We start from the raw sequence: 24,099 nt of genomic DNA, 5'->3' as shown, positions 1-24,099 counted from the left end.
CTGGGCATTTCTGGGCGACATGCATTAGGAGCGGCTGATGACGGCGGAAGCAATCTCTGAGGGCAGGCCCGCCAGCGATTTCTGGGATGGCGTGCGGCTGTCGATGCCGGTCGTCGTCGCCTCGGCGCCGTTCGCGGTGCTGTTCGGCGCGTTGGCCGTCGACAATGGTTTCTCCGTCCTCGAAGCCTTTCTGATGAGCGCGATGATCTATGGCGGCGCCAGCCAGATGGTCGGCATCGAATTGTTCGGCCAGCATGTCGCGCCATGGCTGATCGTGCTGTCGATCTTCGCGGTGAATTTTCGCCACGTGCTCTATTCGGCCGGCATCGGCCGGCGCATCGCGCATTGGCCACTGCTGCAGCAGGCGTTGGGCTACTTCATCCTGACCGACCCGCAATTTGCCGTGGCGGAGGCGAGGGCCGTGTCGGGCAAGCCGGTCGGGTTCGTCTGGTATCTTGGGCTTGGCCTGCCGGTCTACCTGTTCTGGGTCATCGAAAGCGGGTTGGGCGCGGTGTTCGGCAAGCTCATTCCCGATACCCACGCGCTGGGCATCGATTTCCTGCTGCCGATCTACTTCCTCGGCCTTGTCCTCGGTTTCCGCAAGCGGCCGCTCTGGCTGCCCGTCGTCGCCGCAAGCGCGGCCGCATCGATCATCGCCTATAAGACGGTCGGGTCTCCCTGGCACGTCTCGATCGGCGCGATCGCCGGCGTGCTGCTGGCCGTGGTCCTGCCGCCGCATCACAGCGGAATAGGGGAGCGGCCATGAGCACGACCTTCTGGATCATCCTCGCCGGCGCGATCGCCACCTATCTGACCCGGGTCGGCGGCCACCTCGTCATCTCGCGCTTCGAGAATATCCACCCGCGCGTCGAGGCTGGGCTGAACGCCGTGCCGGCCGCGGTGCTGACGACGCTGGTCGCGCCGGCGGTTCTTGGCGCCGGGCCCGCCGAATGGGCGGCGCTGGTGGTCACCGCTTTGGTCTCGCTGCGCGGCGGGTTGATGTCGATGTTTTTGGCAGGCGCGGCGGTGCTGATCCTAGCGCGGCAGTTCGTGGGGTAGCCCATTTCATCCTGAATCGCCGGCGCCGCCCCTCATCCGCCTGCCGGCACCTTCTCCCCGTATAGTGACCGGGAGAAGGGGCTGGCCGCAACGCCGGCGCCCATTCCGCGATGCTGGTAGTTTGCGAAACCGCCAGCGGGAGCATTTTTCTCCCCGTCACTATACGGGGAGAAATGCCCGGCAGAGCAATGAGGGGCAGCGCCGACCTATCGAAGGATCAAATCTTCGCGTCGTGCGGCAGCGGCGCGGTCGCCTTCTCCAGCCAGGCCAGCGTCTCGCCATCGACCATCGGGCCGATCTCGGACAGCACCCATGCATGATATTGGTCGAGCCAGTGCAACTCATCGCGCGTCAGAAGATCGGTGCGGATGAGGCGCTTGTCGATCGGCGCCAATGTCAGCGTCTCGAAGCCGTGCATTGCGATGTCGCCGCCTTCGATCTGTTCCGCCGGCGTCACCAGGATCAGGTTCTCGATGCGGATGCCGTAGGCGCCTTCCTTGTAGTAGCCCGGCTCGTTGGACAGCATCATGCCGGCAAGCAGCTTTTCAGTGCCGGTGCGGGCGATACGCTGCGGGCCTTCATGCACGGCAAGGTAGGAGCCGACGCCGTGGCCGGTGCCATGGGCGAAGTCGCAACCACACTTCCACAGTGCCACGCGGGCAATCGCGTCGATTTCCGAGCCGCGCGTGCCGGCGGGGAAACGCAGCGACGAGATGCCGATCATGCCCTTCAGCACGAGGGTGAAGCGCTCGCGCATCTCCTCGGTGGGCTCACCGATCGGAACGGTGCGGGTGATGTCGGTGGTGCCGTCCTGATACTGGCCGCCGGAATCGAGCAGGAACAGCTCGCCGCTTTCCAATTTGCGGCTGGTGGCGCGTGAGACGCGATAGTGCATGATGGCGCCGTTCGGGCCGGCGCCGGAAATCGTGTCGAAGGAGACGTCGCGCAGCGGCATCTGCGTTTCCTCGCCGGTCTGGCGGCGCACTTCCTCCAGCTTGGAGACGACGGCGATTTCGTCCAGCGAGCCCGGCTCTTGGCGGTCGAGCCAGCAAAGCAGCTTGGCGATCGCCGCGCCATCACGGCGATGCGCGGCGCGGCTGCCGGCGATCTCGGCCTGGTTTTTCGTCGCACGTGGGATGCGGGCCGGATCGGCGGCCAGCACGACCGTACCGCCATTGTCCTCGGTCAGCATTCTCAGCTTGTCCGCTGCCAGCACCGGATCGAGCGCAATTTTGGCTCCGCCCTTTGCCAGATCGACGATCGCCGCTTCGAACTCGTCCGGATCATGCGGATCGGCAAGCTGGGTGAGATAGGCCGCGACCTGGCGCGGGAATTTGCGCTGGTCCATGAACAGCTGATGCTTGCCGTCGGCGGCGAGGATGGCAAAGCCGAGCGCCAGGGGCGTATGCGGCACGTCGGCGCCACGGATGTTGAAGCTCCAGGCGATGGAAGAGGGGTCGGTCAGCACCGCATGGGTGGCGCCGTCCTTCTGGATGGCGCTTGCCAGCCGCACAAGCTTGTCCTTGGCGAGCTCACCGGCAAAATTGAGCTCTTGCAACTCCACCGGCGCGCGCGGCGGCTCGGGCTGGTCTTTCCAGATGATGTCGATGGGGTTTCTGTCGAGCGGCACCAAGGTCGCGCCGGATTGCTCGGCCGATGCCTTCAGCGCCCTGACCTCGCCGATCGTATGCAGCCAGGGGTCGAAGCCGAGCCTCGCGCCCTTGCCGAGATTGTCCTTGATCCAGCTCGGCGGCGGATTGTCGATGAGGCTTTCGACGGTGAAGATCGAAAGGTCGACCTCGTTTCGGACCTGCAGCGTGTAGCGGCCGTCGACGAAGATGAAGGCGCGGTCGCGCAGCACGATCGCGACGCCGGCCGAACCGGAAAAGCCGGTCAGCCATTTCAGCCGCGCCGAGCGGTCGGCGACATATTCGCCCTGGTGCTCATCCGCGCGGGGAACGATGAAGCCATCCAAGCCATTGTCGGCCAACCACTGCCGCAGCAGGGCCACGCGCGGCTTGCCGACAGCCGGATCACCAACGGAATCAAAGGTCTGGAACATCGTGGCCTCTCCTCGGATGCTTGTCGCGAACCTAGAGCATTTCGTGCGCCAATTGAAACGGATCTGTCACCAGACACCATATGATCCAGATATGCTGAAGGGATGGCGTGCAAGCCAAGCGCGCCCCCCGTGTCTTTGCGCATGGACGCCATGCAGAATCATTGATTTCCAAACAGGTCGGCAGAGCTTAGTTTCCCGGGTGTGGAGGAATGAATCCTGTTGTCCTGCAAAGGAGACTGTCATGTCCACGCTTCCAGCCAGACGCGGATTTTTCAAAAACGCCATGAGCGCGCTGATCGAAGCTCGCCGGCGCGAGGCGAGCCGCTACGTCAACGGGGCGCTGCTTTGTCTCGACGATGAAACGCTGAACGCCAATGGCTACGATCGCGAAGAGCTGAAGAAGGCGGCAAACTCGCTTTATGTGTGAGTAAGCGCCTCAGCGCTTGAGGTGGATGGTCACCCAGCCCTCGCGATGCAAGGTACGCACATGGCGGAAGGCTTGGCCGACATAGGCGGAGATGACCGCGTCGCGCTGCCGGTCGAGGATGCCGGAAAGCACCAGTGAGCCGCCGAGCCTGATATGCTTGGCCATTTCGGGCGCGAGACGCATCAGCGGCCGGGCCAGGATGTTGGCGACGATGAGGTCGAAAGGCGCGCGCCTGGCGAAGATCGGGTTGTGGAAGCCCGGCGCCGTCACGGTCTCGACCAACGCCTTGACATGGTTGAGGCGGGCGTTGGCGGCGGCGACGCGGACGGCGACCGGATCGATGTCGGTCGCCAGCACCGGGATATGCGCGAGCTTGGCGAGCGCGATGGCAAGCACCGCGCTGCCCGTTCCAAGGTCGAGCGCGTTGCGCGGCCGTTCGCGCAGCACCACCTGCTCCAGCATTTCAAGGCAGCCCGCGGTGGTGCCGTGATGGCCGGTGCCGAAGGCAAGGCCTGCCTCGATCTCGATGGCGAGATCACCGGCGTGGCGCTTGGCCCGGTCGTGCGAGCCGTGGACAAGGAAGCGGCCCGCGCGGACCGGCTTCAAGCCTTCCAGCGAGCGCGACACCCAGTCGATGTCGGGGAGGGTCTCGCGTTCGACGGGCTTCGGCAGGCCGAGACCGGCGAGGATATCCCTGACTCGCGCCTCGACGGGATCGATGTCGCCGTCGGCATAGAGCGACACTTCATGGACGTCTTTTTCCTCGTCGAGCTCCAGCACGGCAATCGGCAGGCCGTCGTCCTCGAAGGCGGCGTCGAGCGCCGCGAAAATGCGGTCGGCCTCAATCTTGTTGGCGGTGAGGTGGAGCCTGGTCTGGCCCATCATGTTCGCCCGCCGGCAGCCAGCCGCTTCAGCTTGGCGACGGCGGTGTCGGCGCTCTCGCCATAGGCGATGGTGCCGGCGAAATCGCCCCTGGCGTTGAGCAGCAGCACCGAAGCCGTATGGTCCATCGTGTAGTCGCCGTCGCCGGTGTCGACCTTCTTCCAATAGATGCCGAAGGCCTTGGCCATCGCGTGGACCTTGTCCGGATCGCCGGTGATGCCGGTGATGCGGTCGGAGAAGTTGCTGACATAGGTGTTCATCGTCTGCGGCGTATCGCGCTCCGGATCGACGGTGACGAAATAGGCGTTGAGGTTCTTGCCGCTGTCGCCCATCGCCTTCAGCCAGCCGGCCAGCTCGAACAGGGTCGTCGGGCAGACTTCCGGGCAATGGGTGAAGCCGAAGAACACGACGCTCGGGTGGCCCCTGAAGGCCGCTTCGGTGATCGGCGCGCCTTTCTGGTCGACCAGCGTGAATGGCGCGCCGAAGGGCTCGCCGCCATAATGGCCGCGGTACCAGTCGAATGTCAGCCAGCCGATACCCGCCGCCATCAGGACGAGAATGCCGACCAGGATTGAACGCATCATCAGTGAATGTCCGTCGTGATTGCTTTGGGCACCCAGTTTTGGCGACAGTCTTAACGGGTCGGCGCCGGGCACGCAAAGATGTCGCGTTGCCGCAAGCAGAAGATGCGGGCGGGAGCACAAACCCGTATCGGGCGGCTTGCAAACGCCACGATCCTGTCCCACCTCACATCGGCAAACGCCAACCCAGGAGGCAACCTTTGCGAAAACTGATCGGCTTGTTCGCCGCATGTCTTGCCCTCAGCGCCGGCGCGGCCATGGCGGACGAGGTGGGCAAAGTCGGTGTCGACTGGGTCGGCAACGACATCATGATCGACGCCATAAAGGATCCGAAAGTCGACGGCGTCACCTGCCACGTCGCCTATTTCGACCGCAGCATCATCGACCGGCTGCACAAGGGCAACTGGTTCGAGGATCCTTCCGATTCTTCGATCTCCTGCCGCCAGACGGGGCCTATCAGCATTGGCGACATCGACATGAGCGAGGGCGGCGAGGAGGTGTTCAAGCAGGGCCTCAGCCTGATCTGGAAAAAGCAGGTGGTGAACCGCATCTACGACAGGAAGAACGAGACGCTGATCTATCTTTCGCATTCGCGCCAGGTGCAGAACGGCTCGGCGAAGATGTCGGTCACGACCGTGCCGCTTTACGGCCAGAACGTGGTGTGGACGAAGGGCAAGCCGCAATAGAAGCGATTGCCCGGCTTGCGGGAGCAATCGCCCCGGCGTAAAGCCCGGGCATGGACCGCCCTGAAAACCTCGTTCTCAAGGACCCGGAGCCGCGCATCCATCCGACCGCGGAGCTGAAGGCGTGCAAGCTCGGCCGCTATGCTTCGATCGGCGAGCGGGTGATCCTGCGCGAGGTGAGCGTCGGCGACTTTTCCTATTTCGAGCGCCATTCCGAGGCGATCTACACGACGATCGGCAAGTTCTGCTCGATCGCCGCAAACAGCCGCATCAACGCGCTCGAGCATCCGATCGAGCGGCTGACGCAGCACAAGGTCAGCTACCGGCCGAACGAATATTTCCGCTGGCTCGGCGTCGACACTGAATTCCGTGCGCGCCGGCAGGCAAAATCGGTCAGCGTCGGCCACGATGTCTGGATCGGCCATGGCGCAGTCGTCATGCCCGGCGTCGTGATCGGCAACGGCGCCATCGTCGGCGCCAATGCCGTTGTGACGCATGACGTCGCGGCCTACACGATCGTCGCCGGCGTTCCGGCGAAGCCCTTGCGGGAACGCTTCTCAGCGGCAATTGCGGCGCGTATCGAGGCCCTGGCCTGGTGGGACTGGGCGCCGGAGAAACTGGCGAGCGCAATCCCCGACATGCAGGCCATGCCGATCGAGGCCTTCCTCGATCGCTGGGAAGGCAATACGCACTGATACATAAAGAACGCCGATAGCAGGCAGACGACGCGGTCTGGATGTTACGCTTCTGTCGGGAGTGGTTGCCCCTTCCGCCATGCGGGGGTGGCGCAGCGAAAGGGGCTGGAGGTAAACCGCCGTGAAGCGGAAGGAACAGGCTCTCTTGCCTGCACCGCCACTATCGCAAGCAAACCGATAAGGTGTTTTTTCACGCGGCTGCGCTTCTGGCGTGTGCCTGATTGCAGCCACGCGCAGGCACGAAAATTCAAATCCTGGAACCCGAGGCGGCTGCTGCTTGTTTCTTCGCAAACGCCTGCGCGTCAACGGTTTTCGAGGAATTTGCATGATCGAAAAGGCTTTTACCTGGATGGCCAACCGGGTGGCGCATCTGGCCGGCCTGCCGCCGACCTTCGCCATCTGTGTGCTGATCGTGGTCGTATGGGCGGCAAGTGGCCCGATCTTCGGGTTTTCGGATACCTGGCAACTCGTCATCAATACCGGCACCACCATCGTCACCTTCCTGATGGTGTTCCTGATCCAGAACACGCAGAATCGCGACGGCGCGGCGATCCAAGCCAAGCTCGACGAGCTGATCAGGGTCAGCCGCGCCCACAACCAGTTCATCGGCATCGAGCACCTGACGGAATCCGAAGTCGATGAGATCCGCGCCAAATGCGAGGCGGCGGCGAAGCGGCACGACCGCAAGACAGCGGAGGCGGCCAAGAAGGCCGCCTCGGGCAAGACCGGTGCCAAGAAGAAAGCCGCCGCTTGAGTGCGCGTCAGCGGTTCATGAAGGCGGCGAACGCGTCCTTGTGATCGGGATGCCAGCGCGACAGGGCAGGGCGGTTCTCGATGATGTCGCCAATCGCCCAGGCCATGCGTTTTTCATCCGTCGGCCGCGCCACCTCGTTGTCGGGGCAAAGGATGTAGAAGTCGTCGTCGATCAGCGATGCCAGCATGAAGTCGATCACCTGCTCGCCGGTCCAGGCGCCGGCAGGCTTTTGCGTCGCGCCTTCTGTCAGGCCGGTATAGGTGAAGCCGGGGATCAGCAGATGCGCCGAAACCTTCGCCCCAGGCTCGTTGCGCAGCGCATGCGCCAGCCCTTCGGTGAACGTCTTCACGCCGGCCTTGGAGACGTTGTAGGCGAGGTTGCCGGGCGGCGTGGTGATGCCCTGCTTGGAGCCCGTGTTGATGATCAGGCCCGGCTTCCCGGCGGCGGCGAGCATGCGCGGCGCGAAGGCCTCGACGCCGTGCACGACGCCCCAGAAATTGATGTCGAGCAACCGCTTCCAGGCGTCGCGGTTCTCCCAGGGCTTGCCTGGATTGTTGCCGACGCCGGCATTGTTCATCAGCACCGACACCGCACCGAAGGCGCCGTAAGCGAGGTCCGCCAGCCGGTCGACCTCTTCGGCCTTGGAGACGTCGGTGGGAACCGGAAGCACGGCATCGTCGCCGGCGATCGCTGCGACCGCTTGCCTGGCCTGGTCGAGGCGCACGCCGCCTATGTCGGCCAGCACCACCTTCATGCCCATCGCCGCGAACCGTTTCGCGGCGGCAAGGCCGATGCCGCTGGCGCCGCCGGTGATGACGGCGACGTTGCCCGAGGCGAAAGCTGGCAGGGCGGTCTGGATTTCGGCGTCGCTGGTCATGGTTTTCCATCCTTGTTCGGGTCGGGCCGAACTTAACGCTCGCCGCCGCCGAGGCAAGGCCGGTCAGGCCCGGCAGCGATCGCAACAGTCGCAGTGGGTTGACGGCAATAGCCACAACGGGTTGACGACTTACAGGTCGCAACGGGTTGACCATTGCCGCGCCTGCCGCGCATGCTGTCCGGAAAAAGGAGCTCGGCATTTGAGCGATTGGATCGGAATCCTGAAAGAGCAGACCGTCAACGGCGACCAGATGGACCGCGAGGTACCGAAGATGCTCGCCAATCCCGATATCAGCGAGACGCAGGTGAAAACACTGTTCGCGGCGCTGGAAAAGCAGGCGGAATTCGCCGAGAAGCTGCGGCTGGCGCTGGAGAAGTTCGGCCATGACTTCCCGATCATCAAGGCGGCCGAGCGGCTGGAGGAGCGATATGCCGACCTTGCCGCCTCGGCGGCCGAGAAGCTGAAGGCGATGCGAAGCTAACTAGCTATTTTTCCAGCAGCCTTTCGAAGCGCTTGTCCGGTACGAACCAGATCATCGCTACCAGCACATAGATCGCGACACCGATCCACTGGTTGACGAAGGTCAAAGCTATGGCCGCGAGGTATAGCGCCAACGAAATCTTTCCCTTGCGGTCGTTGCCCAACGCTCTGGCGAAGATACTTTCCGGGCCATGCAGGCGGTGGAGGGCGGCCGAGAGGATGTTGAAGCCGACGGCGCAGAGCGCCAGGTCGACGCCGTAGACCGCGACGGGCACCGGCGCGAAATGGTTTTCGCCCATGAAAGCCGTCGTCACCGGCATCAGTGACAGCCAGAACAGCATGTTGAGGTTCGCCCACAGCACCCACCCGTCGACGCGCTGCACGGTGTGGAACATGTTGTGCAAATTGTTCCAGTAGATGCCGACATTGATGAAGGACAGCACATAGGAGAAGAAGACAGGCCACAGCGGTACCAGGGCCGAGAAATCCTCGCCGTGCGGCACTTTCAGCTCCAGCACCATGATGGTGATGATGATGGCGACGACGCCATCGGTGAATGCCTCGACCCGTCCCTTGCCCATGATTCTCCCTCGCTGCCGGCAGACGTTACGGGAGGATGCGGCGCCTGGCCATCCTGCCGGAATTGTCAGGAGCAGATTAGGTGGCTGGAACGGCGCCACTATATAGGCGTTGGGGTTGCAACCCCCGGAGGTGGCCATGACCAGCTACGCTCAAACCATGACGCGTGACAATGAGCTTGGCGGGGGCGCTGCGAAGGCCGCCGTCGCCGCCATGATCGCCGCGCTTTTTGCCGGCAGCACCGCGCTGACGCCGCTTTACGTGATCTACAAGCAGGCCTTCGGCTTCTCGCAGATTACGCTGACGCTGGTTTATGCCATCTACGTCGTCGGCAATCTGACGGCGCTGCTGTTTTTCGGCCGGGTGTCGGATGTCGTCGGCCGCCGTCCCGCCGCGCTCGCGGCGATGGCGGTTGCCGTGGTCAGCGCGCTGTTTTTCCTCTTCGCGGAAAACCTCGCCTGGCTCGACATCGCGCGCATTCTCAGCGGCCTTGGCATCGGTGTCGGCGCTGGCGCCGGCACCGCCTGGCTGGCGGAATTGATCGAAGGCCAGGACAAGTCACGCGCCGCCGTCATCGCCACCAGCACCAATTTCGTCGGTCTCGGCGTCGGCGCGCTGGTCTCGGGTCTGCTTGCCCAATATGCGCCGTGGCCGCTCAGGCTGACATTCGCGGTCTATCTCGTCCTGCTTGCGGTGGTCACGTTGCTGATTTGGCGTACGCGCGAAACGGTCTCCAGCCCCGGACGCTTCTCCGACGTGTCGCTGCGGCCGCGGCTTTCGGTGCCCGGCAATATCCGCGCCCAATTCGTCGCGCCGGCGGTGACGGGCTTCGGAGCGATGGCGCTGGTCGGCTTCTATGCGGCGCTGGCGCCAAGCATTTTGGCGCAGCAACTGCACGCGACCAATCACGCCGAAGCCGGCGGACTGTTCTTCGAGCTATCGATCGTGGCGGCGGCAACCATCGTCGGCACCACATGGCTCACCAGCCGCTCCACCATGCTCGCCGCGCTGGTGCTGATGATCCCGACCGCAGCGTTGATCGTGGCGGCGCAGGTCTATGCGTCGATGGTCCTGATGATCATCGCGACCGCGGTCTGCGGCGTGGCGGGGGCGCTCGGCTATCGCGGCGGCCTGCAAGTGGTGAACCAAATCGCGCCGGCCGACCGTCGCGCCGAAGTGGTATCGGCCTTCTTCATCTGCTGTTTCTGCGGCAACGCGCTGCCGGTGATTGGCATCGGCATCCTGTCGAGCCTGGCCAACGCCACGGTGGCAAGCCTGGCCTTTGCCGGCATGATCATCGTCTTCTCGCTGGTGGCGCTTGGCTTCGGCGCCAAATACGTGCGGTAGCAGATCTCAACTGGCCGGTGTCTCAGGCGCAAGATTGGCACGCTGGCGCGGCACGCCGAGGCCGGTGTCGGGCGGCTCGCCCGCCGCCGGCCGGGCCTCGATCATATGCATCGTGCGCCAGCGGCCGAAGCGATAATAAGCGGCGGCCAGCGCCAGCGAGGCGATCGAGCCGGCCGGAAAGCTCCACCACAGCGCCTCTTGGCCGATGACGCTGCGCATGGAATAGGCAAAGCCGGTGCGAATGAACAACACCGAGATGATCAGGATGATGAGCGGCGGCATGACGGCGCCGGTGGCGCGCACAGTGGCGAAGAGCACGATCGTGATGCCGAAGAGGATGAACGACCAGGACGCCACCCTGTTGATATGAGCGGCAATGTCGATCGCGGCGCTGTCATTGCTTAGGAAAAGATTGAGCACCGGGCGATCGAAGACGAAGAGCAGCGCCACCAGCGCGCCGGTGAGCACCAGGTTGAAGCCGAAACCGGACGCCGCGACCTTGCCGATGCGGTCCCAGCGCCCGGCGCCGACATTCTGCGCCGCCATGGAGGAGACGGCTGCGCCGATGGCAAGAGCCGGCATCTGGATATAGGTCCAGAGTTGGGCTGCGATGCCGTAGGCGGCGGCGACCTGCGAGCCATAGGAGTTGACGATGCCCATCACGGTCAACGCCGCTGCGGAGATGACGATCATCTGCAGGCCCATCGGAATGCCCTTGAAGACGACGATGCGCAGCAGCGCCGGATCGGGTTTGAGCAGAGCGAGATCGGCGCCGGCCAACCGCAGCGGGTGCTTGCGGACATAAAGCACGATCAGGATGGCGATGACGCTGACCGTCTGGCCTATGAGCGTCGAGGTCGCCGAGCCGGCGATGCCGAGCTCGGGGAAGGGGCCGATACCGCGGATCAGCAGCGGATTGAGCACGACGTCAAGCACGACCGCCAGCGCCATGAAGACAAACGGGGTTCGCGAGTCGCCGGCGCCGCGCAGCACGGTCATGACGAAGGACAGAAGGTTCATCATCGGCACCGCGACGAAGATGATGCGCAGGTAGCTGCGCGCCAGCGGCAGCGCGTCGGCCGGCGTGCCGAGCCCGGTCAGGATAGCATCGACCCAGATCCAGCCGCAGACGGCGAACAGCACGGAAACTAGGAAGAAGAAGGTGGCGCTGGTGCCGACGATGCGCCTTGCCTCGGGCAGGTCGCGGGCGCCGACCGATTGCGCCACCAGGATGGTCGCCGCCATGCCGATGCCGAACACCGTGCCGAGGATCAGGAACAGCACCAAATTGGCGTTTGAGGTCGCAGTCAGCGCCGCCTCGCCGAGGAAGCGGCCGACCCAGACCGCGTTGATCGAGCCGTTGAGTGACTGCAGCACGTTGGAGCCCAGCACCGGCAGCGCGAACAACAGCAGCGTGCGCGGGATCGGCCCGCTGGTCAGGTCGCCGACGCGCGGGCGGGCAGGCTTTTTGTTCATGGCAGGCACCGGAAATGTGTCAGGCCCGCGATGCTATCGCAGGCCTGAGACACATGCACCCTTTTCCGGGCGAGTCAGGATGGCCAGGTGCCTTACTGGGTGTTGCTGGAAAGGCCGGGCAGGGTGACCTGATAGACCAGGAAGGTGGTGTCGACGTCGGCGCCATCCTCGGCCTTGTAAGGCGCGCCGACCTGGAAGCCGTCCTGGGTGAGGAAGTCGTTGTCGTTGGCGACGAACAGGAAATAATCGTCGGGTAGTTTTGGATCGAGGACAGGCGCCAGCGACATCGCCTCCCACTTTTCCGAGAGGTTGTTCCCGTCGTTCGGCGCGCCATTGTGCAGGCCGAAGCGGCCAAGTTCGCCGTTGTCGTTGATGTCGATGAAGGAGGTGAGCTTGGCCGGCGTCACAGACGGGTCGAGCACACCCTTCGGCGCGACCGGCTTGTCGGCCGTGTCGAACGGACCGTTGGCGATATCGGTCGCGCCGGAGAGGTCGACAATGTTGATCTTGCGATAGACCGACTCGTCGCCCTTCACGCCCTGGCCGTTGCCCGAGTCGCGCGCCAGCATCAGGAAGCTGGTGTCGGAGAGCGCCACGATCTCGCTTTGCGCGGCCACCTTGGTCTTGCCCTTGGCGTCCTTGAACACCGGTAGCGGCACGACATATTCATGCGCCAGTTTGAGATGGGCGAGGTCGGAAGCGTCATAGACCAGCGCGCGGGTGTTCTGGCGGGTCGAGCCGGAATCGCCGCCGTCCTGGCGGGTCGCCGACTGCAGCACGGCGATCAGGAACTTGCCGTCCGGCGTCATCGACACGCCTTCGAGGCCCTGGTTGTTCTGGCGGCCGGTCTCGGGATCCTTCGGATCGGGCTCAGCCGCGCCCGGGCCAGGATTGTCGGACGCGAAGTTCGGCTTGCCGTGGCGTATCGGCACCAGCGCCGCGGGCGGTTGCGTCGCCGACATCAAGCGGCCTTCGGCCGAGAAACGGTAGATGTTGGGGCCGTACTCGTCGGAGATGAACATGGTGCCGTCGGGCAGGCGCACGACCGCCTCGTCGTCGAGCGCCAGCTTGCCGTTGTCGGCCTGCGGCAGGATCAGCATGTCGCCGGAGGCTTGGCGCACGCCGTTGAGCGGATCGAGGCCAGTGGCGTCGGCGCCCTTGTCGTCGGTCAAGAGCATCGTGTCGGCAAGCGTTGCATTGACGCCCGCCTGTTCCTGACCGGCAACGGGCGAGGCGCCCGGCACGGTCGGGGTCAGTTCGATCGCGATCGTGTTGAGACGGGCGCGATAGTCGCTGGTGCCGGCGACGTTGTAGCCGCGATCCGGCAGCAGCCAGAGCGAACCCTTGTAGATCGCGCCGTCGCGCGACCAGCCCTTGGTGTCGATCGCCATGCCGGAACCCGAGCCGAACGTCTCGCCGAACTTATCCTTCTGGCTGGCCGGAATTCGGCCGACGCCGACGATCCCCTTGTTGACATAGGCGACGCCGTCGGCGAGCGCCGGCGTCATGGCGGTGAACAGGGCAAGCGCCGCGCCGAGCGCGACGGTTCGGTTGAGATGTTTCATGGAAATCCCCTTCTTAACGAGCAGAGCGGCCATTGGCTCAAAAGGGCGCGGCATCGACGATGCGGGCAGCCCTTGCCGTCGAGCGGTCTAGGACGTGAACGTGATGGTTGCGTGACAGGGTGGGTCTCTCCTTCTCCCCTTGTGGGAGAAGGTGGCCGCGAAGCGGCCGGATGAGGGGTGCTCCAGGGAAAGCCACGTCTCACTCCGCTGGAACACCCCTCATCCGTCTCGGCGCTGCGCGCCGATCCACCTTCTCCCACAAGGGGAGAAGGGAAAGCGCTCCGCCTCAATCGCTCTCTCTTGCGACCAGCTCCAGCGGCCAGACCTCGCGGATGATGCGCGTGCCTTCGGGGCCGGCGAAGGCGGGAAGGGAGGCGAGCAGCATCTCGGCCAGCCGCCGGCCCATGGGCTCCAGCGACGGTCGGAAGGCGGTCAGCGCCGGCGAGAAGTAGCGGCAGAGCGGCGTGTCGACGATGACGATCACCGCGATGTCGTGGCCCGGCCGGATGCCCATCTCGGCCAGTGCCTTGCAGCCACCGAGCGCCATGGCGTCGTTGTTGAAGATGATGGCTGTCGGCCGGTCCTTGGAGAGCATCACGCGCGGAGTCACCTGGTAGCCGCCGGTCTCGTTGATGAATCCGTCGGCGATCAGGCCGGGGTCGACTTCGATGCCATGCCGCCTCAGCGCCTTGCGGTAGCCGTCGAGGAACAGGTAGCCGAAGTTGAGATCGAGCGAGGGGCGGATGGCGGCAATGCGGCGGTGGCCGCGCGCGACCAGCCGGTCGACGGCTTCCTCACCCGCCCTCTCGAAATCGATATCGAGCGAGGGATAGGTGTCGCCGCCGGATTGACTTCGGCCAAGCGTGGCGAAGGGAAAGCCGGCCTTGCTGAGATAGTCGATCCGATCGTCTTCCCGCCGCGTATTGGCCAACACGACCGCGTCGGCCCGGCGCGTCTCAACCACGCGGCGCAGCCTCTCCGGCTGATATTGGCCGGGCTCACCCATGACGACCATCAGATCCAGGTCATGCTCGGCGAGCTGTGCCTGCAGACCGGTCAGGAACGGGATGAAGAACGGCTCGCCATATTGCTGGTCGCCGGGATGCGGTTGCAGCATGAAGGCAATCGACCGGGTGGCGCCCTGGCGCAGGCTGCGGCCCGACTGGTTGGGAGAATAGTTCAGCGTCCTGGCCGCCTCGAGCACGCGCTGGCGCGTCTCCGCATTGACATCGGCGCGGCCGTTCAGCGCGCGAGACACGGTGCCGATCGAAATGTTCAGGTGACGCGCGAGATCGTGGATGCTGGACGCCAAGGCCGGTTCTCCCCCCGTCTTCGCTAGCACCGGCCGCCCTTCAGGCCAAGCAGTGGATGTCGATTTTCGCGAACGGGTGATTGACATTCTACGTCATCGGGTGTGTTCTCGTAAACGTTTACGGAAAAACGTTTACGGTGATGCCGGAAATGCCGTGACACTCGGACTGGAGGGGCCGAGCGGAGGAGGAGCGCTGGATGATGAAGGTCGTCCTGGTCGGGTGCGGAGCCATGAGCAGGCAGTGGCTCGATGCCGCAAGGCAGATCGACGGGCTCGCCATTGCCGGGCTTGTCGACCTCGATGCTGAGCGGGCGCAGGCGAGGGCGCGCGAATACGATCTCACCAACGCAGTCGTCGGCACCAGCCTCGACGCCGTCCTCGACGAGACGAAGCCCGACGCGGTGTTCGATGTCGTGGTTCCGGCGGCACGCCGCGAGGTGGCGCTCTCGGCCTTTGCCCATCATTGCCACCTGCTCACCGAGAAGCCGCTGGCCGACAGCCCAGAGAATGCGCGGACCATCATCGCGGCGGCGCGCCAGGCCGGGCGCGTCCATGCGGTCGTCCAGAACCGGCGCTATGTCGCCAATGTCAGGCGGATCAGGCGCTTCCTCGATTCCGGCGCCATCGGCAAGCCGACCAGCATCCATGCCGATTTCTTCATCGCGCCGCATTTCGGCGGCTTTCGCGAGGAGATGGCCCACGTGCTGCTGCTCGACATGGCGATCCACACCTTCGACGCCGCGCGCTACATGGTCGCCGGCGAGCCGGCCAGCGTTTATTGCCAGGAGTGGGAGCCGGCCAGTTCCTGGTACCGGCAGGGCTCGTCGGCGAGCGCCGTCTTCGACCTCGGCGGAGGCAAGGTCTTCACCTATGCCGGTTCCTGGTGCGCCGACGGCTTCCGCACCAGTTGGGAAGGCAGCTGGCGCATCGTCGCCGAGCGCGGCAGCCTGTTGTGGGACGGCCATGACGGGCTGAAGGCGGAGGTGGTTGCCTCCGGCCGCGACGGCATCATCGATAAGACGCAAGCCATCGAGGTGCCGGCGCTCGACCCGGCCGACCGGGTCGGCGGACATCTCGGCATCATCCAGGATTTCATGCGCGCGATCGAAACCGGCACCGAGCCGGAGACCCGCGGCGCCGACAACATCAAAAGCCTCGCCATGGTCTTCGGCGCGATCGAAAGCGCGGAAACCGGACGGCGCGTGGCGATCGCGACCCAGGAAGGATGACGATGCCGAACCCGCTTCTCGATATCAGGATCGGCACGATGGTGCGGGCCAATCTCGACGATCCGGCCGCCTATGTCAGGCAGATCCTGCCGCTTGGCTTCGAGAGCATCCAGCCCTTCTTCTGGCAGACGCTGGGCGGCAAGGATCTGCCTCGGCTGGCCGGTCAGATAAAGGAGGCGATCGGCGATGCCGATGTGACCGTGTCGTCGATCGGCGTGTTCGGCAATCCGCTGGAGAGCGGCGAGGTCGATCGCGGCGTGCTCGCGGCCTGGGAGACGGTGATCGACAACGCCCATCTGTTCGGCGCTTCCACGGTCAGCGGCTTCACCGGGCGCATCCGTGGCAAGAAGCTGACGGACAGCCTGCCGCGTTTCCGCGAGGTCTGGGGACCGCTGGCCAGGCGCGCCGCCGACAAGGGCGTGCGCATCGCCTTCGAGAACTGCGCCATGGACGGCAATTGGGCAAGCGGCGACTGGAACATCGCCCACAACCCGGACGCCTGGGAGCTGATGTTCAACGAAGTGCCGGATGAGAACCTTGGCCTTGAATGGGAGCCCTGCCACCAGCTCGTCTACCTGATCGATCCGATCCCGCAGATCCGCAAATGGGCAGCGCGCATCTTCCATGTCCATGGCAAGGACGCCACCGTGCGCTGGGACGTGATCCGCGAGCATGGCGTGTTCGGCCGCCTGCCCTTCGTGCAGATGCGCACGCCGGGCTTCGGCGACAGCGACTGGACGCGCGTGATCAGCGAATTGCGGCTGGCCGGCTACAAGGGCGCCATCGACATCGAGGGCTGGCACGACCCTGTCTATCGCGACGATCTCGAGATCACCGGACAGGTCCGGGCGCTGGAATATCTCAAGCAATGCCGGGGAGGGGATGGCTACCTGCCCAATCCGGTTTGAGTGCCGGCCGGCGGGAGGAGCCGGCTGATCCGAGCAACTGTTGAAAACCCTCCGATGCGAGGGACCAAAAGGGAGGAACGTGCATGAGCATCACGACCAGAAGAACTGTTCTGCGCTCGACCGTTGTGGCGGCCGCCACGGCGCTCTGCGCCTCGATTTCCACCTTGCCGGCGCAGGCGCTTGACGCCCAATGGTGCAAGGACGTGCACATCCGCTTCTTCGTCGGCGGCGCCGAGGGCGACGCCTTCGGCACCATCGTCTATAATGGCGCCAAGCAGGCAGCGGCCGATCTCGGGCCGAAGGTCGACTACATCTTTTCCGGTTGGGACGTCGAAAAGATGGTGCAGCAATTGCGCGAGGCGGTCGCCGTCAAGCCCCAGGGCATCGCCATGATGGGCCATCCGGGCGACGCGGCGATCATGCCGCTGGCCGAACAGGCGCATAAGGACGGCATCAAGATGATGTACCAGAACGTTCCGGTGCCGACGGTGGTGGCGGCGTTCGGCGGCGGTTATGTCGGCGCGCAGCAGGAGCAGCAGGGGCGCGCGCTCGGCGCCGAGGCGTTCAAGCTGGCCGGGCTGAAAGCCGGCGACAAGGCGATCATGATCGGTCCGTTCGAGAATGAGAGCCGCGGCGCGCGCGAGCGTGGGACGGTCGCCGCGCTGAAGGAGGCTGGCGTCGATGTCGTTCAGATCAATTCGCAAACCGAATGGGCAGCCGATCCCAATCTCGCGATCCCGCCGATCACCGCCGCGCTGCTCAACAATCCCGGCGTCAAGGCGGTCGGCTATCCCGGCGGGCAGATGCTCGGCAATGTCGCCACCTACATGCAGGCGGCGGGCAGGAAGCCCGGCGACATCTTCAATTTCGGCTTCGACACCAGCCCACAGATTGTCGAGGCCTTCAAGGGCGGCTGGGTGCAACTGACGGCCGACCAGCAGCCGTTCATGCAGGGCTACCTGCCGATCCTCAGCCTCTGCCAACAGGTGGTGCTCGGTCTTGCGCCCATGAATGTAGACACCGGCGCCGGCTTCGTCACGCCGCAGAACTACGAGATCGTCTCAGAGCTCGCCAAGCAGGCGCTGCGCTGACCTCCCAGGCAGCCGGCCGGGCTTGACCCGGCCGGCTGGACCGCCGGCAGACGAGGCCGGCAGAACAGACATTGCAAGCGAGGATCGCATGGGCGAACGCATCATCGAACTGCGCGACATCAAGAAATCCTACGGCCAGGTCTATGCCTTGGGCGGCGTCAACCTCAGCGTCGATCGCGGCGAGGTGGTCGGTCTGATCGGCGACAACGGCGCCGGCAAGTCGACGCTGATCAAGATCCTGTCCGGCGTGGTCAAGCCGACCAGCGGCGAGATCCTGGTGCGCGGCAAGCCGGTCAGCGGATGGAGCGCAGCGCGCTCGCGCGACGCCGGCATCGAGACGGTGTTCCAGGACCGGGCATTGGCCGTGCAGCAGACCATCGTGCGCAACATCTTCATGGGCCGCGAGCTCACCGGCTTCATGGGCTGGCTGAAGGTCAACAAGGAGATCGCGGAGGCGAGCCGGCTGATGCGCGAGATCGGCTTCACCTCGAAGGTGTTCACACCCCAGTCGATCGTCGGCCAGCTTTCGGGCGGCGAGCGGCAAGGCGTGGCGATCGCGCGCGCCATCTACAAGCAGGCGGAGCTGATCATCCTCGACGAGCCGACGACGGCGCTGTCGCTGACTGAGACGGCAAAAGTGTTCCATTTCGTGCGCCAGGTGCGGGCGAGCGGCCGCTCGATCCTGTTCATCGGCCATAACATCCACCATGTCTTCGACATCGCCGACCGTTTCGTCGTGCTCGACCGCGGCAAGGTGGCGCTGACGGCCGACCGCAGCGAGGTGAAGTCGGCCGAGGACCTGATCAATTTCATGGAAGACGTGGCGCATCCCGGCGGCCTGCCGGGGCTGCATGAGGGCGCGGAGCAGAGAGCGTGATGAGCAAGGCCATGGAACCCGATCTGCAAACCCCTCTCAGGAGAACAAGCGGCCAAGCTGCCAAGGAATGGAGCCATCCGTCCAATCACTGGCTGCGCGGCTTCGTGCTCGACAACCGCGCTTCGCTCGGCACGCTCGCGGTGTTCATCGTCATGATGGCGGTGTTCATCATCGCCAACCCGACCGTCTTCAGCACCTGGTATCTCTACAGCTCGGTGCTGACGACGCTGCCCGTCGCGCTGTTCGTGGTGGTGCCGCTGGTCTTCGTCGTCACCTGCGGCGAGATCGACCTGTCGTTCCCGGCGACGATGGGTTTCGCCTCCTGGGTCTTCGCGCTGGTGGTGCAGGCGGGCTACGATCCGTTCCTCGGCATCGCGGCGGCGGTCGTCACCGGCACGCTGCTCGGCTTCCTCGTCGGGTCGCTGGTCGTCTATGGCGGGCTGTCGTCACTGATCGCCACGCTCGGCATGAACTTCCTGCTGCGCGGTCTGATCCAGATCATCAACGAGGGCAAGTCGACGGCGCTGACCAATCTGGCCGACAGCGCGGCCTACAAGATCTTCTCCAGCCAGATCTGGGGCATTCCGGTGCAGATCTTCTGGGCCATCGCCTTCGTCGTGTTCTCGGCGCTGCTCTACAACCGGCACCGCTTCGGCGCGCAGGTCAAGGTCGTCGGCGACAATCCGGACAGCGCCAAGCAGATGGGCATCGACGTCAAGCTCGTGCGGGTGAAGGTCTTCGTCTTCACCGGCATAGGGGCGGCGATCGCCGGCACCTTCTCGGTGATGATCAACTTCACCTGGTGGCCGACGGCCGGCGATGGCTATCTGCTGCCCGTGTTGGCCTCGGTGTTCGTCGGCGGCACGCCGACCTGGGGCGGCATCGGCACGGTGGTCGGCGGCGCGATCGGCGCAGTCACGGTGTCATTCATCCAGACCGGCGTGGTGGCGGCGGGACTGAGCGGCTTCTACGTGCAGTTCTTCAACGGGCTGATCATCATCCTGTCGCTGCTCGGCCATAAGTGGAACCAGGCAAGGTACAGGTGATGGGGCAGGATCCCTATGGCTTGGATGCCCGGAAGAGGTCTGTCATCGAGGTCCCCGTCGGGATTTGCAGGCCATACTTCGACAATGACGCGGCTTGGCCGTAAGTCGACAGAATGTGCTCAAACTCTGGGAGCGACATCATGCCTATATCCGAAAGCCTGAACTCTCGTACCCGCCGTGCTGCACCGGACTCGCCGCGGCTGAGGTCTAGGACAACAAAATCGTGGAAATTTGGATCGTCACGAAGGTGAAACTCATACCCGCCCCGCATCAGAAACGGAAGTACGTCTTCAAATCCAAGTTCGATTGAGCGCCGAGTCACAACCAAAGTTGGAGCCGCAATCCTATCTCGAATAAGAATTCCTCGAATACTTGGTTTAACCCAGAGCCCATTCAGGACCTTTATCGGCTTCCGGCCAACGGGAACCCAACGGTCCACGCCTGACCCGAGGAACTGGTTCATCGCGAGCGCAACTTCGACAATGGAGCGTTGCACCCAGTCTCGGCTATCAAAAATTACCTTCCTAATATGCTCGTCTCGCATCAGCCCACTGGGCATCTTTGAGCACTCTCTGAAGGAAGGATTGTAGCTCATAAACCCGCCTTCTCGGGCGTCGAGTGCCTTGACCGTTGGTAGCAACGAGATGTCGGACAAGCCGGGCTGGGAGTGTTGAACGATATCGAGCAGTTCTATATTTAGGCGCATTTCAGCCCCCGATTCGCAGTTTCCCGCAATATATAGCCCTCACGCAGCGTAAGTTCATCGGAAAATCAGTTTCCGGATTTCATACCAAAGTTTTCCACAAAAAAATTTGATATCCACTCGTCGGGGATGCGGTTTCGAAATCGTTTGCCTTCATCCTCAGTTTGTATCGCCCGAAACCACGGCGTTCCGGGTTGATGGGTTAGCTCAACGAGCTGACCGGCTGTAAATTTCACGTAATACTGTGCAATTCTCAGTAGGTAATCGCGCTCTTCGGGAGTTCTCTCCAGGGCTTTTGCTACGTCCTCGCGATCTAATATATAATCGTAAATCAGCGCACGGTTTCTAATCGGTTGCCTTCCATTCTGCTTGAAGGCATCGAATACAACACGTACAACGGGACCATTGTCCCATGCTTCAATGTGATTTCTTATTAATTTAGCGCCAAACCTTGCAAGGTAAAATCCATGCATAAAATACAATATCTTGTTTAGTTTTAAATTGGAAATTTCAAAGTATTCTGGATCGAAATTATCGAGAACGAGGTTTGAAAGGCCTCGAGCGTCCTCTCCATCCTTAGCGTCGATTTTTTCGCGCATTTTTATACTTATTGTCGAGCGTTTTGCGGGATATTAAACGCCGATGACAAACCCGTCCAGCACGCGTTTCTGGCCGGCCTTGTCGAAGTCGATGGTGAGCTTATTGCCTTCGATCGCCGCGATGTTGCCGTTGCCGAATTTCTGGTGGAACACGCGGTCGCCGACATTGAAGGCGGACGGCGTGTCGGCGACGGATTTGGCGACCAGCTCGCCCTCGATGGTGCGGCCTTTCACCGAGGTGCGGCCTGCGCCGTAGCCGCTATCGGTCTCGCCATAGCCGATGCGCTCGACCTGGTGGCCGGAGCGGGTGCCCCAGTTGCGGTCGGTCGCTTCGGTGCGGTTGGCCTGGGCGCGTTGCCAGCCGGGCGTGGCATAGGTGTTGGAGAAGCTGCCCTGGTCCTTCGCCCCGACATTGTCGAAGCGCGAGGCGCCATAGGGGTTCTGCCGGCCGCCACCGCGTCCCGATGCAAAAGCGCCGCCGCCATAGGGATTGCCGTAGCCGCCGTAGCTATTGCCGCCCTCGGCGATGTCGATATGGGTTTCCGGCAGCTCGTCGACGAAGCGCGACGGGATGGTCGATTGCCACAGCCCGTGGATCTGGCGGTTGGAGACGAACCAGATGTGCAGGTTCTTCTTCGCCCGCGTCAGTCCGACATAGGCAAGGCGGCGTTCTTCCTCCAGGCCGGAGCGGCCGCCTTCATCCAGCGCGCGCTGGTGCGGGAACAGGCCCTCTTCCCAGCCGGGGAGAAAGACGGTCTCGAATTCGAGGCCCTTGGCGGAGTGCAGCGTCATGATCGAGACCGCATCCTGCTCGGCATTCTGCTCGGCATCCATGACGAGCGCGACATGCTCGAGAAACGAGCGAAGCGATTCATACTCCTCCATGGAGCGGATCAGCTCTTTCAGGTTCTCCAGCCGCCCCGGCGCGTCCGCGGAACGGTCGTTCTTCCACATGTCGGTGTAGCCGCTCTCTTCGAGAATGGTCTCTGCGAGCTCGGTGTGCGGCGTGGTCTCCAGCGCTTTTTGCCAGCGCTCGAAATTGGCCGCGACCTCGCGGAGTGCTGCGCGCGGCTTCGGCTTCAGCTCGTCGCTTTCGGCGAGCGTGGCGGCGGCCTCCAGCATCGGAATGCGCATCGCGCGGGCGGTATCATGAATTTGACGGATGGTGGCTTCGCCCAGCCCGCGCTTCGGCACGTTGACGATGCGTTCGAAGGCAAGGTCGTCGCCGCCATTCGCCACGACGCGGAAGAAGGCCAATGCGTCGCGGATTTCCAGCCGCTCATAGAAGCGCGGGCCGCCGATGACGCGGTAGTTGAGGCCGAGCGTGATGAAGCGGTCTTCGAAGGCGCGCATCTGGAAAGACGCGCGGACAAGAATCGCCATGTCGTTGAGATTGTGCTTCTGCCGCTGATAAGCCTCGATCGCGTCGCCGACGGCTCTGGCCTCTTCCTCCGAGTCCCAGGCGGCATGGACATGCACCTTGTCGTCCTCGGGATCGTTGCGGTCGGTGAACAGCGTTTTGCCGAAGCGGCCCTCATTGTGGGCGATGAGGTGGGAGGCAGCGCCCAGGATATGCGCGGTGGAGCGATAGTTGCGCTCCAGCCTTATGATGGTGGCGCCGGGAAAATCCTTGTCGAAGCGCAGGATGTTATCGACCTCGGCGCCGCGCCAGCCATAGATCGACTGGTCGTCGTCGCCGACGCAGCAAATATTAACTTTGTTCTCGCTCACGGCCGCGCGCTCGCTCCGCTCGCTGGCCTCCGCGGGGGCGGCCTGACCGGCCGACGCCCGGTCGGGCTTGCGGCCTTCGGCCGATGCACCGCGCCCGGCATTGGGGCGCTGCGCCAGCAGCCGCAGCCACATGTACTGCGCGGTGTTGGTGTCCTGGTACTCGTCGACCAGTATGTATTTGAACTTGCGGTGGTATTCCTTCAGCACGTCCGGGTAGGCGCGGAAGATGCGGATCGGATGGTAGAGCAGATCGCCGAAGTCGCAGGAATTCAGCGTCTGCAGCCGCTCCTGATAGGCCTTATAGAGCTGGCGGCCTTTGCCGTTGCCGAAGCTACGCGCGTCGCCTTCCGCAATCTCGTCGGGACCGAGCCCCTTGTTCTTCCAGTTGTCGAGCATCTGGGCGAAGGTCTTGGCCGGCCACCGCTTGTCGTCCAGGCCCTCGGCCTGGATTAATTGCTTGATCAGCCGCACCACGTCGTCGGTGTCGAGGATGGTGAAGTCGGATTTCAGCCCGGCAAGCTCGGCATGACGGCGTAATAGCTTGACACCAATCGAATGGAAGGTGCCGAGCCACGGCATGCCCTCGACATTGCCTTCGCCGATCAGATGGCCGATGCGCTGCTTCATCTCGCGCGCGGCCTTGTTGGTAAAGGTGACGGCCAGGATCTGCGACGGGAAAGCCCTGCCGGTGGCAAGAATGTGGGCGATGCGGGTGGTGAGCACGCGCGTCTTGCCGGTGCCGGCGCCGGCCAGCACCAGGACCGGGCCTTCTGTCGTTTCGACGGCGAGACGCTGCTCGGGGTTCAGACCCTTCAGGTAATCGGGTGCGCTGTTCTGCCCGCTGCGCGCCGCCATGGCGCGCGCAGCTATGCCGGACGGGGCCGCAGCGGGCCGCGCATTCGGTTCATCGAAAAAAGGCATATCTTCGGAAAAGCCCGACATCGCCCCGAATGTAGTGATTCGGCAGCGAAAGACCAGAACTTGTCTACGTTTTGTTCTAGTTTCGCGTGTCCCGGACCAACTTGACAGCCGGAGCGGGCAAGGGAAAGCTGTAACGGCAGGGCAGGGACGGCATGACGTCGCCTGGCGGCTCTATCTTTGTTTGACGCAATTCCGGACGGAAAACCGCTTCACAC

Annotated in this window: 24 protein-coding genes; 13 read left to right on the top strand and 11 right to left on the bottom strand. The window is 63.7% G+C overall.

All coding sequences use genetic code 11. The features are described 5' to 3' along the window. The first annotated feature begins 37 nt into the window (after positions 1-37). Positions 38-766, top strand: coding sequence for an AzlC family ABC transporter permease (locus CK230_RS02785; RefSeq protein WP_095815639.1), 729 nt, complete (start codon positions 38-40; stop codon positions 764-766). Next, positions 763-1,059 (top strand): AzlD family protein, encoded by a 297-nt coding sequence (locus tag CK230_RS02780; RefSeq protein ID WP_095815638.1) that lies wholly within the window; start codon positions 763-765, stop codon positions 1,057-1,059. The genes CK230_RS02785 and CK230_RS02780 overlap by 4 nt, the downstream gene beginning before the upstream one ends. A gap of 217 nt (positions 1,060-1,276) precedes the next feature. On the opposite strand, the gene CK230_RS02770 is transcribed toward CK230_RS02780, so the two are convergent. Further along, positions 1,277-3,121: an aminopeptidase P family protein gene (locus CK230_RS02770; RefSeq protein ID WP_095815637.1), complete on the bottom strand. Its 1,845-nt coding sequence runs from the start codon at positions 3,119-3,121 to the stop codon at positions 1,277-1,279. Positions 3,122-3,362: 241 nt separating this feature from the next. Here CK230_RS02770 and CK230_RS32280 point away from each other — a divergent pair, with 241 nt between their 5' ends. Beyond that, positions 3,363-3,548 (top strand): hypothetical protein, encoded by a 186-nt coding sequence (locus CK230_RS32280; protein WP_141245974.1) that lies wholly within the window; start codon positions 3,363-3,365, stop codon positions 3,546-3,548. Between the two features lie 9 nt (positions 3,549-3,557). On the opposite strand, the gene CK230_RS02765 is transcribed toward CK230_RS32280, so the two are convergent. Both CK230_RS02765 and CK230_RS02760 read right to left on the bottom strand, forming a co-directional pair. Beyond that, positions 3,558-4,430 carry a 50S ribosomal protein L11 methyltransferase gene (locus CK230_RS02765; protein WP_095815846.1) on the bottom strand — a complete coding sequence of 291 codons (873 nt, stop codon included), beginning with the start codon at positions 4,428-4,430 and terminating at the stop codon, positions 3,558-3,560. Then, positions 4,430-5,014, bottom strand: coding sequence for an SCO family protein (locus CK230_RS02760; protein WP_095815636.1), 585 nt, complete (start codon positions 5,012-5,014; stop codon positions 4,430-4,432). Before CK230_RS02760 ends, CK230_RS02765 begins: the two co-directional genes overlap by 1 nt. A gap of 254 nt (positions 5,015-5,268) precedes the next feature. On the opposite strand from CK230_RS02760, the gene CK230_RS02755 reads away from it, so the two are divergent. From CK230_RS02755 to CK230_RS02745, 3 genes are all read left to right on the top strand, one after another. Continuing rightward, the gene (locus tag CK230_RS02755) at positions 5,269-5,697 is read left to right on the top strand and encodes a CreA family protein (protein WP_095815845.1); all 429 of its coding nucleotides are present in this window, start codon (positions 5,269-5,271) and stop codon (positions 5,695-5,697) included. 50 nt (positions 5,698-5,747) lie between these two features. Further along, on the top strand, positions 5,748-6,389 hold the full coding sequence (locus CK230_RS02750) for a DapH/DapD/GlmU-related protein (protein WP_095815635.1): 642 nt from the start codon (positions 5,748-5,750) through the stop codon (positions 6,387-6,389). A 325-nt stretch (positions 6,390-6,714) separates the two neighbouring features. After that, positions 6,715-7,143, top strand: a complete 429-nt coding sequence (locus CK230_RS02745) for a low affinity iron permease family protein (RefSeq protein ID WP_176479988.1) — start codon at positions 6,715-6,717, stop codon at positions 7,141-7,143. A 7-nt stretch (positions 7,144-7,150) separates the two neighbouring features. Here CK230_RS02745 and CK230_RS02740 read toward each other — a convergent pair whose 3' ends face one another. After that, complete coding sequence (locus CK230_RS02740; RefSeq protein WP_095815634.1) at positions 7,151-8,020, bottom strand: SDR family NAD(P)-dependent oxidoreductase; 870 nt, start codon at positions 8,018-8,020, stop codon at positions 7,151-7,153. Between the two features lie 199 nt (positions 8,021-8,219). Here CK230_RS02740 and CK230_RS02735 point away from each other — a divergent pair, with 199 nt between their 5' ends. Next, a complete protein-coding gene (locus CK230_RS02735) occupies positions 8,220-8,501 on the top strand; it encodes a hypothetical protein (RefSeq protein WP_095815633.1) in 282 nt (93 codons plus the stop codon). A 4-nt stretch (positions 8,502-8,505) separates the two neighbouring features. Here CK230_RS02735 and CK230_RS02730 read toward each other — a convergent pair whose 3' ends face one another. Beyond that, complete coding sequence (locus CK230_RS02730) at positions 8,506-9,081, bottom strand: TMEM175 family protein (protein WP_095815632.1); 576 nt, start codon at positions 9,079-9,081, stop codon at positions 8,506-8,508. Between the two features lie 136 nt (positions 9,082-9,217). On the opposite strand from CK230_RS02730, the gene CK230_RS02725 reads away from it, so the two are divergent. Then, the gene (locus CK230_RS02725) at positions 9,218-10,426 is read left to right on the top strand and encodes an MFS transporter (protein WP_095815631.1); all 1,209 of its coding nucleotides are present in this window, start codon (positions 9,218-9,220) and stop codon (positions 10,424-10,426) included. A 6-nt stretch (positions 10,427-10,432) separates the two neighbouring features. On the opposite strand, the gene CK230_RS02720 is transcribed toward CK230_RS02725, so the two are convergent. The 3 genes from CK230_RS02720 to CK230_RS02710 all read right to left on the bottom strand — a co-directional run bounded on the left by CK230_RS02720 (position 10,433) and on the right by CK230_RS02710 (position 14,779). Next, positions 10,433-11,902 (bottom strand): MATE family efflux transporter, encoded by a 1,470-nt coding sequence (locus CK230_RS02720; RefSeq protein ID WP_095815630.1) that lies wholly within the window; start codon positions 11,900-11,902, stop codon positions 10,433-10,435. A gap of 92 nt (positions 11,903-11,994) precedes the next feature. Then, positions 11,995-13,467, bottom strand: a complete 1,473-nt coding sequence (locus tag CK230_RS02715) for an esterase-like activity of phytase family protein (protein ID WP_095815629.1) — start codon at positions 13,465-13,467, stop codon at positions 11,995-11,997. Between the two features lie 286 nt (positions 13,468-13,753). Beyond that, on the bottom strand, positions 13,754-14,779 hold the full coding sequence (locus CK230_RS02710; RefSeq protein WP_095815628.1) for a LacI family DNA-binding transcriptional regulator: 1,026 nt from the start codon (positions 14,777-14,779) through the stop codon (positions 13,754-13,756). A gap of 197 nt (positions 14,780-14,976) precedes the next feature. Here CK230_RS02710 and CK230_RS02705 point away from each other — a divergent pair, with 197 nt between their 5' ends. The 5 genes from CK230_RS02705 (at position 14,977) to CK230_RS02685 (ending at position 19,930) form a co-directional block, all read left to right on the top strand. Beyond that, positions 14,977-16,008, top strand: coding sequence for a Gfo/Idh/MocA family oxidoreductase (locus CK230_RS02705; RefSeq protein ID WP_095815627.1), 1,032 nt, complete (start codon positions 14,977-14,979; stop codon positions 16,006-16,008). A gap of 2 nt (positions 16,009-16,010) precedes the next feature. Next, a complete protein-coding gene (locus CK230_RS02700) occupies positions 16,011-16,916 on the top strand; it encodes a sugar phosphate isomerase/epimerase (RefSeq protein ID WP_176479987.1) in 906 nt (301 codons plus the stop codon). Positions 16,917-16,999: 83 nt separating this feature from the next. Then, the gene (locus CK230_RS02695; protein ID WP_095815625.1) at positions 17,000-18,007 is read left to right on the top strand and encodes a substrate-binding domain-containing protein; all 1,008 of its coding nucleotides are present in this window, start codon (positions 17,000-17,002) and stop codon (positions 18,005-18,007) included. A gap of 88 nt (positions 18,008-18,095) precedes the next feature. Continuing rightward, positions 18,096-18,884 carry an ATP-binding cassette domain-containing protein gene (locus tag CK230_RS02690; RefSeq protein WP_095815624.1) on the top strand — a complete coding sequence of 263 codons (789 nt, stop codon included), beginning with the start codon at positions 18,096-18,098 and terminating at the stop codon, positions 18,882-18,884. Then, complete coding sequence (locus tag CK230_RS02685; RefSeq protein ID WP_095815623.1) at positions 18,884-19,930, top strand: ABC transporter permease; 1,047 nt, start codon at positions 18,884-18,886, stop codon at positions 19,928-19,930. The genes CK230_RS02690 and CK230_RS02685 overlap by 1 nt, the downstream gene beginning before the upstream one ends. Positions 19,931-19,943: 13 nt before the next feature. Here CK230_RS02685 and CK230_RS02680 read toward each other — a convergent pair whose 3' ends face one another. The 3 genes from CK230_RS02680 to CK230_RS33425 form a co-directional block, all read right to left on the bottom strand. Continuing rightward, entirely contained in the window at positions 19,944-20,636 is a 693-nt protein-coding gene (locus CK230_RS02680; protein WP_095815622.1) for a hypothetical protein, read from the bottom strand. Positions 20,637-20,701: 65 nt separating this feature from the next. Next, positions 20,702-21,232 carry a type II toxin-antitoxin system antitoxin SocA domain-containing protein gene (locus CK230_RS02675; protein ID WP_095815621.1) on the bottom strand — a complete coding sequence of 177 codons (531 nt, stop codon included), beginning with the start codon at positions 21,230-21,232 and terminating at the stop codon, positions 20,702-20,704. Between the two features lie 33 nt (positions 21,233-21,265). Then, positions 21,266-23,905, bottom strand: a complete 2,640-nt coding sequence (locus CK230_RS33425) for a UvrD-helicase domain-containing protein (protein WP_210201463.1) — start codon at positions 23,903-23,905, stop codon at positions 21,266-21,268. Positions 23,906-24,099: the final 194 nt, after the last annotated feature.

The organism is Mesorhizobium sp. WSM3859 (assembly GCF_002295065.1).
GTDB lineage: Bacteria > Pseudomonadota > Alphaproteobacteria > Rhizobiales > Rhizobiaceae > Mesorhizobium.
This window is presented reverse-complemented; position numbering and strand designations above follow the sequence as displayed.

What these genes read in the sequence shown, in the direction of transcription:
- CK230_RS02725 (WP_095815631.1), top strand. Translation starts at nt 9,218, where the DNA reads ATGACCAGCTACGCTCAAACCATGACGCGTGACAATGAGCTTGGCGGG.
- CK230_RS02675 (WP_095815621.1), bottom strand. Translation starts at nt 21,232, where the DNA reads ATGCGCGAAAAAATCGACGCTAAGGATGGAGAGGACGCTCGAGGCCTT.
- CK230_RS02720 (WP_095815630.1), bottom strand. Translation starts at nt 11,902, where the DNA reads ATGAACAAAAAGCCTGCCCGCCCGCGCGTCGGCGACCTGACCAGCGGG.
- CK230_RS02690 (WP_095815624.1), top strand. Translation starts at nt 18,096, where the DNA reads ATGGGCGAACGCATCATCGAACTGCGCGACATCAAGAAATCCTACGGC.
- CK230_RS02760 (WP_095815636.1), bottom strand. Translation starts at nt 5,014, where the DNA reads ATGATGCGTTCAATCCTGGTCGGCATTCTCGTCCTGATGGCGGCGGGT.
- CK230_RS02680 (WP_095815622.1), bottom strand. Translation starts at nt 20,636, where the DNA reads ATGCGCCTAAATATAGAACTGCTCGATATCGTTCAACACTCCCAGCCC.
- CK230_RS02750 (WP_095815635.1), top strand. Translation starts at nt 5,748, where the DNA reads ATGGACCGCCCTGAAAACCTCGTTCTCAAGGACCCGGAGCCGCGCATC.
- CK230_RS02785 (WP_095815639.1), top strand. Translation starts at nt 38, where the DNA reads ATGACGGCGGAAGCAATCTCTGAGGGCAGGCCCGCCAGCGATTTCTGG.
- CK230_RS02770 (WP_095815637.1), bottom strand. Translation starts at nt 3,121, where the DNA reads ATGTTCCAGACCTTTGATTCCGTTGGTGATCCGGCTGTCGGCAAGCCG.
- CK230_RS02715 (WP_095815629.1), bottom strand. Translation starts at nt 13,467, where the DNA reads ATGAAACATCTCAACCGAACCGTCGCGCTCGGCGCGGCGCTTGCCCTG.
- CK230_RS02705 (WP_095815627.1), top strand. Translation starts at nt 14,977, where the DNA reads ATGATGAAGGTCGTCCTGGTCGGGTGCGGAGCCATGAGCAGGCAGTGG.
- CK230_RS32280 (WP_141245974.1), top strand. Translation starts at nt 3,363, where the DNA reads ATGTCCACGCTTCCAGCCAGACGCGGATTTTTCAAAAACGCCATGAGC.
- CK230_RS02745 (WP_176479988.1), top strand. Translation starts at nt 6,715, where the DNA reads ATGATCGAAAAGGCTTTTACCTGGATGGCCAACCGGGTGGCGCATCTG.
- CK230_RS02765 (WP_095815846.1), bottom strand. Translation starts at nt 4,430, where the DNA reads ATGGGCCAGACCAGGCTCCACCTCACCGCCAACAAGATTGAGGCCGAC.
- CK230_RS02700 (WP_176479987.1), top strand. Translation starts at nt 16,011, where the DNA reads ATGCCGAACCCGCTTCTCGATATCAGGATCGGCACGATGGTGCGGGCC.
- CK230_RS33425 (WP_210201463.1), bottom strand. Translation starts at nt 23,905, where the DNA reads ATGTCGGGCTTTTCCGAAGATATGCCTTTTTTCGATGAACCGAATGCG.
- CK230_RS02740 (WP_095815634.1), bottom strand. Translation starts at nt 8,020, where the DNA reads ATGACCAGCGACGCCGAAATCCAGACCGCCCTGCCAGCTTTCGCCTCG.
- CK230_RS02755 (WP_095815845.1), top strand. Translation starts at nt 5,269, where the DNA reads ATGGCGGACGAGGTGGGCAAAGTCGGTGTCGACTGGGTCGGCAACGAC.
- CK230_RS02685 (WP_095815623.1), top strand. Translation starts at nt 18,884, where the DNA reads ATGAGCAAGGCCATGGAACCCGATCTGCAAACCCCTCTCAGGAGAACA.
- CK230_RS02730 (WP_095815632.1), bottom strand. Translation starts at nt 9,081, where the DNA reads ATGGGCAAGGGACGGGTCGAGGCATTCACCGATGGCGTCGTCGCCATC.
- CK230_RS02780 (WP_095815638.1), top strand. Translation starts at nt 763, where the DNA reads ATGAGCACGACCTTCTGGATCATCCTCGCCGGCGCGATCGCCACCTAT.
- CK230_RS02695 (WP_095815625.1), top strand. Translation starts at nt 17,000, where the DNA reads ATGAGCATCACGACCAGAAGAACTGTTCTGCGCTCGACCGTTGTGGCG.